Genomic DNA, 13161 nt, shown 5'->3' with positions numbered 1-13161 from the left:
TTAAAGGTCCACGTTGAGCAATTGACCTGTGAGTTGAAGTAATTGTAACTCGGCCAATTTGGCGTTATACTTGGCCAGGCTTTTACTGGTTTTTGCATTCAATAGATTTAGCTGGGCCTGTCTAAGTTCAACGGAACTAATTTGGCCTAATTTGTAACGCTCGCTTGAACGATCGTAATTATTGGTAGCGGTAATTACGTTTTGCTCTTGTAAACGATATATCTGCAAACGGTTGTTATAGTTCCCTTTTGCATTCGCAATATCCCGTTTTACCTCTTGTTTTATCTGTTGCTCCAAGGTCTCTTGGCTCTCTAACAATACCTTGGCATTTTTGATCTGTGTTATTCCGCTACCACCATCAAAAAGGTCCCAGGTTAAGGTAGCCCCTAGGCCAAAGTTTCTTCTATTGTTTACATTGACCCCGGGAAAGAAAGCACTAGGTGCATTTTGATTGAGGTTCCATCCATAAAAACCTGTCAATCCTACGGTTGGTAAGAATACCGATTTGCCCGCCTTTAGGTTGTAATCATTTATCGTAATGTTCTTTTCAGCCTGTAACATTCGAATGTTATTGCTTTCCCCCTGCTCTAAAAAATCCTCTAAAATCAAGGGATTGGCGAATATTACCGTAGTATCGACCGCAAAGGTCACTTGCAGATCCCTATTCAATAATAGATTCAAATCGCGCTGGGTATTTCGAAGTGTTTGCCTTTCATTCATTAGATTGATACTATCGTTGACCAAATCAACCTCGGCATTTAGAACATCCAATTTATTGGTCTGACCATATTCGAAACTATAATCTGCCCGCTGCAGTCTATTTTTCGTATTGGCGAAAGTCTCTTCAAGCACCCCGATATTCTCGGATAGGCGCGCCACTTCAAAATAAACTGTAAAAAGTTGTAGCATCGTGGTTTCAATGGTCTCCCTAGCTTGAAGTTCTGAAAGGTTATACTCTTCTTTTAAGCGTTTGTAGTCATACAGTCTTCCCAACCCGTCAAAAAGGGTGTAATTGGCCGTTACCCTTGCACTATACCGTTGGGCCTCAGCTTTATTCAACTCTGCATCCGGTCTAGGAACGGGGTCACCCGTTTGCTCATCTATAAGTGGATTTCCCTCGGCATCCGATAAAAATTGCCCTGGAAACTCAAAAGTAGAGTCATCACGTTGGTAATTTGCACCGGCGCTACCGATAAGGCTTGGCAAAAAGCCTGAGTTCAAAAAGCTTTTATTATTGGCCGCCACCTTGACGTTGTTTCTTGCTATTATGATTCCGAAGTTATTTTCAAGAGTAAGTTGAACTGCTTTCTCTTTAGATAATATTTGGTCTTGTGCAACGCTGGAATTCACTAAAGCCACAAGGATTGTGGCCGTTAAGAAGTTTTTTACTCGCATTATAAAATTTCCTCTAGTTCTTTTTCACTTTTATCATCGTAAGAAGTACCTGGGTGATGACCATTTAGATTAGTACTTTTGCTTTCGCTCATGTGGGCTTCCTCTTTTTGCTCCTTTATGGCCCGTTCCACTTCTTCTTTACTGATTTGATTACCGGTTTTCAACCATTTGGCACCTACTTTGATATTATTGCTAAATGAAAGAAAGAGCGGTAACATCAATAAAGTCAAAACCGTGGCAAAACCGATACCATAGGCTATTGAGATGGCCATAGGTTTTAAAAATTGGGCTTGCCTACTTTTTTCCAAAAGTAGGGGTGCCAAACCTGCAATTGTAGTGATCGAGGTAAGAAAAATAGCCCTAAAACGTGAACGACCTGCCTCGAAAAGGGCCTTATCAAATTCCATTCCCTCCCGCAAATTACTGTTGAACTTACCGATCAGTACCAAACCGTCATTCACCATAATCCCGATTAGGGCGATGATACCCAACATCGATAGAATATTAATCGGAAAACCATGGATCCAATGGCCCCAAGAGACCGCCGTCAAGCTAAAAGGCACCAATAGCAATAGCAACAAAGGTTGGCTAAAACTTCTAAACGTGAAAGCAATGGTTAGGTAGATTAAAAAAAGTACGGCCAGACCAACGAAATTCAATGAATCGGTCAACTTGTTACGTTCCCTGTTCTGACCTTCATATGAGGCGGTGACGGTCGGGTATTTTGACTGTATATCGGGCATGATCTCACCCCGTATCCAAGTTAAGATATCAGGTGCACTGGTGGTTTCGGCATCTTTCAAATCGGCACTTATCCGAATTTCGCGCTGTCCTTCCAAATGGTTGATGGCAACGTCCCCCCTAGAAATACTGTAGGTTGCAATTTCTTTAAGTGGCACCCTAGCCCCTGAAGCGGTAGCGATTCGCATTTCATCCAAATCAATAATCGATGACCTATTTTCCCGGTCATATCGAACCCAAACCCTGATTTCATCTTGGCCCCGTTGAAAGCGTTGTGCCTGAACCCCGAAAAACCCTGCCCTTACTTGGTTCATCACAGTACGGAGGTCTAGCCCCAAAAGATAGGCGTTCTCTTTTAGGTCTAACTGAATTTCCTTAATTCCCGCAGGGTCGTTATCGGCCACATCCTTCAATAAGTCATTGCTTAACAATGCCGCTTTTAGCTCTTTTTTAGCCGCCTTAAGTTCCGAGATATTATTTCCGAGTAATGAAACGGACACGGGATCACCCCCGAAATTACCCCCTGAGCCGTATATCAGACTTTCTACCCCAACTACTGGGCCAACCAATTCGCGTAGGCGAGTGGTGACCAAATCTGAGCGAATGGCATCAGGTCGCTCTTCACCCGGCAGTAAATTAATTACCAGAGTGGCCGTTGAAGAACCAGGACCCACATTCTTAATCATATTCTTAAAAAGCATCTTATCGGCCCCTTGCAAATATTCTTCGGTCAACTCTTCATTGACCAATACTGCTTTTTCCTCTATCAGACTGATGATGGAATCCGTAACTTTTTCATTGGTCCCATTAGGCATAAGTAGCTCGACCGCGATACGGTCACTTGCAATTCTGGGAAAGAAAGCGGTTCTAATAATTCCCCCACCAATAGATCCGAAGGTCAACATCAAGGCCATTATGAACAGGGCAAATGTCAATAACTTGTAGTCCAATGTGAATTTTAGGGCCGGGCTGTACAGTTTATCACGCATCCAACCCATAAACTGGTCCCCTGCCTTATTGACTACCCTTAGTTTGGCAAACACTTGGCCAATTTTTGATTTTGGCCCATCACTTTGCTGACTTAATGCCTTTGAGTGTGCTAAGTGGGCTGGTAGTATGATCAGTGCTTCTACAAGTGAAACTACCAAGGTCAGGATTACAATTACCGATACCTCACCAAAAAAATCCCCTATACGACCATCTAAAAATAGAAATATCGAAAAAGCAAGAATCGTAGTGATGATTGCCGAAACGATGGGTGGAATTACTTCCATTGTACCATCAACAGCCGCTTGAATGGGGCTCTTACCCTTTTCATAGTGTTGGTAAATATTCTCTGCTATGACTATACCGTCATCTACTAGGATACCGATGACTATTATCATTCCGAATAAAGACAATACATTGATGGTAACATTTAGCATTGGTGCAAATACGAACATCCCCAAAAAGGCGACCGGCAGACCAAAAGCAACCCAGAAAGCAAGTCTTGTATTCAAGAACAATGATAAAAACAGTAATACCAAAATCATACCCATTACCGCATTTTCAGTGAGCAATTGGGTTCTTTGGGTCAAGGTGGTCGATAGATCACTTACAACGTTCAGCTCAACATTGTTATATTTTTGATTGAATTCCTCTATGTATTCCTTTACGTTTTCGGCCGACCCGATCAAATCTTCGGTATTCGTACTTGTAATGGTGACATTTACCGCCAAATCGCTATTGTAGTAGGTCGCATTCGGAGTTTCGGAAAAACGATCTGAAATCGTAGCTACATCTTTTAAGCGCACGGTTCTTCCAGAGGCATCGCCCCTCACGATAATATTTGAAAGTTCATCGCCATAATAAGAACGATTGTTGGCCCGGATCAAGTATTCTTCGGCACTTGTTTTGATATTACCGCCCGTAACCAAAATATTGGCGTTGGCAACGGCTTGGGACACCTCATTAAAAGATAGATTATAGGCCAATAGACTATTTTCATTTACGGCAATCTCAATTTCTTCTTCTGGATACCCTGAAATGCTAATTTGGGATATTCCCTCCATCGCCCTTAAATCATTTTCTACCTGTCTGCCAATTTGTTTCAAGGTCGCCAATGTTATGCTCTCGCCACTTATCGAGAAACTTATGGTCTGACGAACAGCTTCCAATTTGGAAACCACCAAAGGCTCCATACCCGTAGGAAAGGTAGGAACACGATCAACGGCATTCTTTACCTCTAACAACATAAAATCGATATCCTGACCCTTTTCAATCTCAACATTGATGGAGCCGGAATTTTCTCTAGAGGTCGACGTAACCCGGTCTACACCCTGTAACCCTTTTAGGTTATCTTCTATTTTCAATACGATCCCTTCTTCAATTTCTTGAGGGGACGCCCCGGGGTATACGATACTGATCAATACATTTTTTGATTCGGTAAGCGGAAAGAACGAGGATTTTAGGGATAATGCACCTACTACACCAAATACCAAGAATGCTACGATTATGACATTGACCGCAACATGGTACTTGATGAAATATTCAATTATCTTTCTCATTTTGAAGCTTTTTCTTGATTCGCACCTGCGTAAACCTTCACCAACATACCTGAATAAGCGCCAACGACCGGTCTAGAAACTATGGTTTCACCATTTGGTACATTTTTCAAAACCACCTTTTTATCGGAAAAATAAATGGGTGATACATCAATAAGATCTAAGATTGAATCACGTACCACATAAATTTGATTGTTTTCGGTCAGCAGGGCACGATCGACCTCTATGGCATTATCCTCATTTTTGGCATTGAGGTTGGCCTCTAGATATTGACCTTCTTTAAGGCGTTCACCACTGACCTCGATAAATGTGGTAATGGTTTGCGAGGCTTGGTCTACCCGTCCGTTTATGCGAACCACCTTACCTGTATATGTTTTGGTTTTCCCTAAATTATTAAGTGTGACCTCTTCGCCGACATTTAAAAAATCAGCGTACGACTTACTAATCGCCACTTCAAGCTCATATACATCAGGTTTAATAAACTCGCCCAACTTCTGCCCTGCCCGCACCAAGGTACCCTCAGTAACGAGCGTCTCGGTAAGCACCCCGGAAAACGGTGCTGCTATGGTATATTTTGATAGACGTTGTTCAAGGTTCTTAACATTGTAGTAGGCGCTAAAAACCCCACGGCCCGTTATAAAGAATTTTTCTTTTTCAGAACTTATTTCAGGCAATGGCGGTGTGGTCTTGTTCAAATCAAAATTGGATACATAACCCTGCCATTTTGAAAAGTGTTCAGGATAATCCAATCGTAAATCAGGAAGCACGGATGTAATCAAGTTGTACAACTCACTTTTTGCCGATTGTACAGTGGCATAATACTCAGATGCGTCAATTTTAATAAGGGTCTGACGGGCAGAATAGGATTGTCCCGTTTTGAAGAGATGGCTTCCCTTTCGAAGTACCCCTTGTACTTCAGCATACAATTCCACACGGTTTTTGGCAACAAGGTTACCGTTGGCCGGAACTTTAATGGCCACGGTAGTATTCTCGACTGTGTCGACAAAAACGGTCTTAACTACTTTTTTCGGTTGGGGCCGACGATTTTCTTTACTGTCAACTATGAATTTGGAGATGAGTATGGAACCTACGATTACGGCAATACCCAATATAACTGAGAGAATTGTTTTACGCATTAGGGTCTGATTAGTTTCTGCAAAACTATTGCAACCGTATAGCTTCTTGGTTAAAAATTTCATAAATGTTCGGGCCAGGCCCAAAACCATGGAACAAAAAAGGGGACACACCTCTGCGTCCCCGAACCAAACAAACTAAAGTATAACTAACTACTCATTATCGTCATCATCTTCAAACTTCGTATCGGCCATTCGGGTACGTGCACGTTGAAGATTGATTTCATTATAAAGGTTCAATGTCTTATCATCGGTATCAAAGACCAAAAACTGTTTTGAATCCATTGCTTGTAATCCTTTGAAGGATTCGAACCTATTGTTCTGTATTTGCAAAACCTTAAGGCTCGCCAACTGACCAAACTCCGTAGGAATCTCACCACCCAACTTATTATTGGCCAAGACCAATTCCTTCAATTTTCCCAGCTTACCCATTTCTTGGGGAATCGCTCCCTCAAGGCTATTCTCAAAAAGGCCCAGTACTTCCAATTTACTTAAGTCACCGATTGAAACCGGTATGAAACCTTTTAGATTATTACTAGATAAATTCAACACTTTCAGGGATTTTAAATTCCCCAGACTTTCCGGTATAGGACCGGTCAAAAAATTGTTGAACAATGATAGTTCTTCTAGCTCACTGAGATTACCAATGCCCTGGGGCAATGAACCTTTTATCCTATTCATCTCTAACTTCAAAACCCTCAACTCGGTTAAATTCACGATGTCTTTAGGCAGAACACCGGTAAGGCTATTGAAGGCTAGATTCAGCTGTCTTAAGTGTTTAAGTAACCCTATGCTTTCAGGTAGGGTTCCGCTGAGATTGTTATTGAATAGATCAATGGCCACCACATGATCATTTTCTACCGAAACCCCCTTCCATTTCGCTATTGGTGTATCCAAATCCCAACTTGTAGACCAATTCTCACCATTTGTACTCGCATATAGGTCTAGCAATGCCTTCTTCTCTTGCGTAGAAATGGTGCTTGCAACAGTCGTTGAACTTATACAAGCGACCCATAAGAGTAAAAAAATAGTGGTTCGGTTCATATCAGCCTTTATAATTATAAGAATTTACCTACAAATAAATAGGAACCCATGACTATCACCAAATAAAATAAGTGTAATCGCTAAAAATTGTGGTGAAAGTGATGAATCTTGTGGTAAAGTAAGTTTATTCTTACTTTATTGTTCATTTTCGACTTGTACGGAAATTTTTTCCCAATCTTTCATAAAAGCGTCCAACTGCTTTTTTGCCCCATTATATTTGTCAAAGAAACCGGGGTCTGCGACGGTATTGTCGTAATCCATTAAAAGTGCATGGTCGAATTCGGCAATCTCACTTTCTAGACCCGTTATTTTTTTCTCAATACCGCTCAATTTATTCTTTAAGGATTTTTGCCGTTTCTGTTTTTCGTATTCATTGGCGGGTTTATCCAATTTCTTTTTCGCGTCGACTTTTTCCTTAAGCTCAATCTTTCTAAAGTTAGCTGCATTTCGTTGTTCTAAATAAAAGTCAATGTCACCGAGATATTCTTTTATTTGTCCGTCTTTGAATTCGTAGACCTTGTCCGTAAGTCCTTGAAGGAAATCACGGTCATGGGATACCAAGATCAAGGTTCCCTCAAAACGCTGTAAGGCTTGTTTAAGTACGTTTTTAGATTTGATATCCAAATGATTGGTCGGTTCATCCATCACCAGAACATTGAAAGGCTGCAACAACATTTTTGCCAGGGCCAACCGATTTCGCTCACCCCCTGATAGTACTTTTACGTATTTATCCACATCGTCACCACGAAACAAAAAAGAACCCAAAATATCACGTACCTTACTGCGATTACCCTCATTGGCGGCATCTATCATCGTATCAAGTATCGTTTTATCGCCATCTAGGTATTCTGCTTGATTCTGGGCGAAATATCCAATCTGTACATTATGGCCCAATCGAAAGGTGCCCGTATAATCCAATTCGCCTACCATTATTTTGGCAAGGGTCGTTTTCCCTTGTCCGTTCTGACCTACAAAAGCAGTTTTACTTCCGCGTTCGACAAGCAGGTCAATACCAGTCAAAACGTGCTTTTCACTATAGCTTTTAGCAAGTCTTTCGAGTTCGGCAACAACTTTGCCCGGTGTGATGGATACGGGAAAACGTAGATTCATCACGCTGTTATCATCTTCATCTACCTCGATACGATCGATCTTATCCAATTTCTTGATCAACGATTGTGCCATGGAGGCCTTTGTTGCTTTTGCCCTGAATTTCTCAATGAGCTTTTCCGTTTGCTGAATCTGCTTTTCTTGGTTCTTCTGCGCATTTAATTGCTGTTCTTTTATTTCGGCGCGAAGGGTCAAATATTTTGAATAGGGTTTGTTGTAATCATAGATACGACCTAAGGATATCTCAATAGTTCTATTCGTCACATTATCTAAAAACATTTTATCGTGGGAAACGATGACGACCGCCCCTGAATAATTTCTTAGAAACTGTTCCAACCAAATAATGGATTCTATATCGAGATGGTTTGTAGGTTCATCAAGAAGAAGCACATCGTTTTTTTGTAATAATAATTTGGCGAGCTCGATACGCATGCGCCAACCCCCAGAAAAGGTTTCGGTCAATTTGTCAAAGTCTTCCCTTTTGAAGCCTAGGCCTTGAAGTACTTTTTCCGTCTCACCTTGATAATTATAGCCCCCAAGTATTTCGTAATGGTGTGAGACCTCATTTAAATCGATCATCAATTGGTTGTAGCCTTCACTTTCGTAATCGGTTCTTTCGGCCAGTTGGGTATTTATACCTTCTAACTTAAGTTCAAGTGTTTTGATTTCCTCAAAAGCCTCATAGGTCTCATTCAGTACGGTCTTGCCCAGGTTAAAATCAATATCTTGTTTCAAGAATCCGATCTTTACTTCTTTATCTGCTGCTATGGTACCCGAATCAGGCTTCATTTCTTTACTCAATAATTTGAGTAGGGTAGATTTTCCGGCACCATTTTTTCCAATAAGTCCGACCCTATCACCCGAATTCAAACGAAATGCGATCTCTTCAAATAAATACTCCCCCCCGAAAGAGACGGAAAGGTTATGGATATTGAGCATAGGTGCTATATAATTTCACTATTATGAAATCAGGTTTTAATATTACTACGAGGTATTGAAACCTGACCAATTTCTATCTTTGCCTTAAACAGCTGCAAATGTTAAAAAAAGGAAGCAAATTGTACAGTATTTTAACAGGAAGTTGTCCTAAATGCCATGCCGAGAGTATGTACAAAAATCAAAATCCGTATGCCTTGGGCACCCTCTTTAAAATGCATGAACGTTGTTCTAATTGCCATACCAAGTATAAGATTGAGCCTTCTTTTTTCTATGGCTCCATGTATGTCAGTTATGGTGTTGGTGTGGCCTTTGCAGTAGCGACATTCGTACTGGCCTTTTTGATATTCAAAACCTCATTGATGAATACCTTCGTTGCCATAGTACTTACCCTAATCGTGTTTATGCCCATAATCATTAGGTTATCAAGAAATATTTGGATCAATCTGTTCATTAAATACGATCCAAACCTGAAAGATCAACCTAAATGATATTTTTCGGTGAACCTTGCGCTATCCATTTCTGGGTCTAGCGGTCCCCCATGTTCGATATGATCAAAAAGATTTTGGGAGGCATATGGGGCTATGAGCACTCCCCTAGATCCGAACCCGTTCAATACGTACATGTTTTGAATTTTAGGATGCCGACCGACCAAGGGCCTTCTATCCACCACGGTAGGGCGCACCCCGGCCACATGATCCACTACGTGATAATCACATTGTAAAAACGAATCCAATTTTTCAAGCAGCTCATTTTTAGAGGCTGCCGTGGGGGTATTCGTCTTGTCTTTCCATTTATATGTCGCTCCCACACGGTACAAGTCGTTCCCCAACGGAATAATAAAGACCGAAGACTTGATGACCTTAGCTTCTTTGAGGTCCGTTGCCTTGATCGTCAACAGTTCTCCCTTGGTTCCATTCATGGGTAAATATTGAAAGTATGGATTCATCTTTAAACCATATCCCTCTGCAAATACTATTTGTTTTGCCTCAAACTGTTTGTAAGCGACACTTTCTTTGGCAATCGCCAATTGTGCATATTCAAATTTCTCTTGAACAAGCAGTTCGTTCTTAATCAAATAGGCATGGTATTTTTTTAATAATTCCCTAGTCTCGATCCTACCCGTATACTTCACGACACCATATCCGTAGGGTGCATCAATACAGGGATTATGATTCTGTAGGATTTTTGGGGATAAGAAATACCCCAAATCTTGATGATCCATTGCCTCAAACCATGCATTCTGTTCTTCTATGGAGGCAAACCTTCTCAAAACCGGTAATTTGTAGTCTAATCTTGTATCCAGTTTTTTCTCTAAATGGGCATAAAATGGTAATGCCATGTCCATCTGCGTACGTGCCTTCCAGGCCAAAGTGAAACGTTTAAGAATAACAGGGTTATAAAGTCCGCCAGCTACAATTGATGCTTGTTGTGAGTTATCACTTATGATACGAAATGATTTACCTTCTGCCTCTAACCGTTCGCAAAAAGACACCCCCGCCAAGCCCAGACCTACGATTATATAATCAAGCATGACGCAAATGTAACCATCAACGATTTATTAAATAAATCGGAACCACCATTTCTCGATCCCTACATCAAAAAAATGAATTAAACAAAACGCCTCGATGGTATGACCATCGAGGCGTTAATTTATAATGAATTGGAAATTCTATGTTTGGGGAATCACGCCCCGAAAAAGGTTCGGAAACATTCGAACCACCAAATTTAAATTTGGATTCTCATCAATAGGCCCACATATCTTGCTCCCTATCTCGAATAGCCTCTTTGATCCTATTCGCTTCAAGTAACTGAAACAAGGCGTTATCGAATACGTAATCATCAATCTTACGGTCACCATGAACATTATCCTCTTTGTAGATAACCCCATTAAACCTTCTCGCATTCAACAACATATCATACGATATGGGTTGCGCAGAGTTTCGGTTATTGAAAACCTTGGCCTCATGTAAGATCTGTCTGGCGCTAGGGTACCATACCCAAAACAATTCTACCTTGTTTGCATTGGGATCGACTGATTCATCGTCAATAAAGTTAACATCCGGAGCCACTGGGGCAATACCCAATAACCTGTACTTTAACTCGCCCTGACGTTTATCAAAATACCACATTCCCTTTATACGATACTCTTCAATATCCGCAGCATCCAAATCCCTTTTGTTGATAAACTCTTCTGAGATTTGTTCCCCTGCGTTGAATTGCTCGTAACCCAAGTCTGTAGTATCGACCTTTTGCATGGTCGCCGTTAGGTCTTCAAACTTCCGCTTTTCGGTAAAGTAAGAATCCGTGTATACCTCGGTCAGATTTCCATTCTTGATATTCTTCATCAATACATGGTACAAAGACCTTCTGTCGGCACCGATACCAATGGTGTCGGTAGGGTAATATAGTGGAAAATTCACACGCTCATCCAAGTCTATGGTTTCCCATACGGTTTTTGACCAGAGGATATCCCTGTCATCAACATAACCATACGCCAAGGGGGCATCGTTATCTTGGGCAATCTGAGCTTCCGTTTTCTTACCGACATCTTCTGGCTTCTTCGCATTCAAGATGTTAGCCTGCGCAGCCATTGACACGGGTAATAAACCCACCGCAACAATTACTAAAACATTTTTCCAATTCATAATTAACTATACTTTTTAGTTTGTAAGCTCAACCACAACAGGAGATACTTTTTTCAGCTTGTAACTCTTGTTGTTTGTGATGAAAGCTTGAATATCAAATATCTGGACAGCATCACCTCGACGGGCCCTTTTTAAGGCCGACTTGGCCGCACCGTTCAACTTACTACCTTTCACTACTACAGTAGGCTGACCTGGAACTTTGAACTTAAATCCGCTTACGCCAATATTCAATTCAAAATCAAAATCCTCCAACATGGCACTGATCGTAGAAACCTCAAGATTCTTTCTTGGCATTTTGATGCTACCAGGCTCACCACGTACCGTACCTGAAGGTCTTGGAATATCTTTGATACGGAATGTAGCAGGAGTACTGATTCGCTGTCCATCAGGCAATACACCTGAAGCACTGATCGTAACTTCCCTACCCTTACCAGGATTCATAACATACCTACTTCCTTTTACCGGTCTAAGACCTGGAGCGGACGCGGTTACTTTATTGTCAGGAATTCCAGGAATGGAAATCGTCATCGGGTTTGCTACCCCGCGGTATACCACGTTCATTTTATCGGCGGCAATTACGGCAGCATTAGGTTTGTTTATGGTAGCAAAAGAATTTTTAACCTCTACAGGCACTTCTTTACCATCTTGCATAAACGTTAGCGTACCTGCAATCTCATGGTCACCGGCAGAACCAGCACCAATTAACATTTTGACGCCACCAGCTTCCAATTTGTAATCCCTACCTTCTGTCAACTTTCTACCATCTAGGGTAAGTTCAGCTTTGACCGGTGTGGATGTCTTATCCGTTTTACTGACAATGATCTTACCGTCATACTTGTCACCACTATAGAATGCAGATTTAGAGGCATTCAACGAAGTAGTGAAGTTTTTCAAGGAGACGGCAGCAGTTAAGTTACCTTCCAATAAACTCTTCAATACTTCTTGCTCCGTGGTTTTAATGTCGGCTTGCAACTGGGTCAACTTGGTCAACGAGGCCACCATTGGAAAACCTTCAAAATGATAGTTGATCCAATCTTGGCGCGTACCATCCCTTTTCTCTACCTTACCTTCGGCATCACCTGTAGAAAAACGGGTCTTAACAGCTTCTTTGATATCTTTAAACTTATCTTTCGGCAAGGCGTTTACCACCCCTTCACGATAATTATTGATAAAGTTCAAAAACTTCTTACCTTCTTCAGTCAAATTGTCTCCTTGAAAGAATTTACCGTCCAAGAAATCTGACTTATCCATAACCACATAATCCTTAGGATCTTCTAAATCAGCGGTCATTTCGGTTTTTAATTCTTCCAAATACGCGAAATACTCATTTGAAAGCTTATTGACCTCTTGTGCGTTTTTGTAAAGCGCACCATATTCTTCTGAATTCTCAGAGGCTTTTGTAGCCAAGCCCTCAAAGAAACCATCATTACTTGCGGTCATCTTTTCGTTTGAAGTCTCTAGCTTCTCATTCATCAATCCGAATGCTGCTAACACTTCTTTACTCATATTTAATGCCAACATCGCGATGAAGATCAAGTACATAAGGTTGATCATCTTCTGACGTGGTGTTTGTTTTCCTCCTGCCATGGTTTTTCTAATTAGTTTTGATTAATA

9 protein-coding genes are annotated in these 13161 nt (G+C 41.2%); 1 reads left to right on the top strand and 8 read right to left on the bottom strand.

The features are described from left to right. The 5 genes from AACM45_RS12250 to AACM45_RS12230 form a co-directional block, all read right to left on the bottom strand. A complete protein-coding gene (locus AACM45_RS12250; protein WP_339143015.1) occupies positions 1–1395 on the bottom strand; it encodes a TolC family protein in 1395 nt (464 codons plus the stop codon). Continuing rightward, on the bottom strand, positions 1395–4682 hold the full coding sequence (locus AACM45_RS12245; protein ID WP_339143013.1) for an efflux RND transporter permease subunit: 3288 nt from the start codon (positions 4680–4682) through the stop codon (positions 1395–1397). Before AACM45_RS12245 ends, AACM45_RS12250 begins: the two co-directional genes overlap by 1 nt. Beyond that, positions 4679–5815 (bottom strand): efflux RND transporter periplasmic adaptor subunit, encoded by a 1137-nt coding sequence (locus AACM45_RS12240; protein ID WP_339143012.1) that lies wholly within the window; start codon positions 5813–5815, stop codon positions 4679–4681. Before AACM45_RS12240 ends, AACM45_RS12245 begins: the two co-directional genes overlap by 4 nt. Positions 5816–5965: 150 nt before the next feature. Then, the gene (locus AACM45_RS12235) at positions 5966–6856 is read right to left on the bottom strand and encodes a leucine-rich repeat domain-containing protein (RefSeq protein WP_339143010.1); all 891 of its coding nucleotides are present in this window, start codon (positions 6854–6856) and stop codon (positions 5966–5968) included. 135 nt (positions 6857–6991) lie between these two features. Continuing rightward, on the bottom strand, positions 6992–8902 hold the full coding sequence (locus AACM45_RS12230; protein ID WP_339143009.1) for an ABC-F family ATP-binding cassette domain-containing protein: 1911 nt from the start codon (positions 8900–8902) through the stop codon (positions 6992–6994). Between the two features lie 98 nt (positions 8903–9000). Between AACM45_RS12230 and AACM45_RS12225 the strand changes: the two genes are divergently transcribed. Continuing rightward, the gene (locus AACM45_RS12225; protein ID WP_339143008.1) at positions 9001–9390 is read left to right on the top strand and encodes a DUF983 domain-containing protein; all 390 of its coding nucleotides are present in this window, start codon (positions 9001–9003) and stop codon (positions 9388–9390) included. Here AACM45_RS12225 and AACM45_RS12220 read toward each other — a convergent pair. From AACM45_RS12220 to porM, 3 genes are all read right to left on the bottom strand, one after another. Continuing rightward, positions 9378–10433, bottom strand: a complete 1056-nt coding sequence (locus AACM45_RS12220; RefSeq protein ID WP_339143006.1) for an NAD(P)/FAD-dependent oxidoreductase — start codon at positions 10431–10433, stop codon at positions 9378–9380. The genes AACM45_RS12225 and AACM45_RS12220 overlap by 13 nt on opposite strands. A gap of 211 nt (positions 10434–10644) precedes the next feature. After that, positions 10645–11547 (bottom strand): type IX secretion system ring protein PorN/GldN, encoded by a 903-nt coding sequence (porN, locus tag AACM45_RS12215; protein WP_339143004.1) that lies wholly within the window; start codon positions 11545–11547, stop codon positions 10645–10647. A 15-nt stretch (positions 11548–11562) separates the two neighbouring features. After that, complete coding sequence (gene porM / locus AACM45_RS12210; RefSeq protein WP_339143002.1) at positions 11563–13134, bottom strand: type IX secretion system motor protein PorM/GldM; 1572 nt, start codon at positions 13132–13134, stop codon at positions 11563–11565. Between the last annotated feature and the right edge of the window lie 27 nt (positions 13135–13161).

Origin of the sequence: Croceitalea sp. MTPC5 (genome assembly GCF_036985505.1) — a bacterium.
Classification (GTDB): domain Bacteria; phylum Bacteroidota; class Bacteroidia; order Flavobacteriales; family Flavobacteriaceae; genus Croceitalea.
This window is presented reverse-complemented; position numbering and strand designations above follow the sequence as displayed.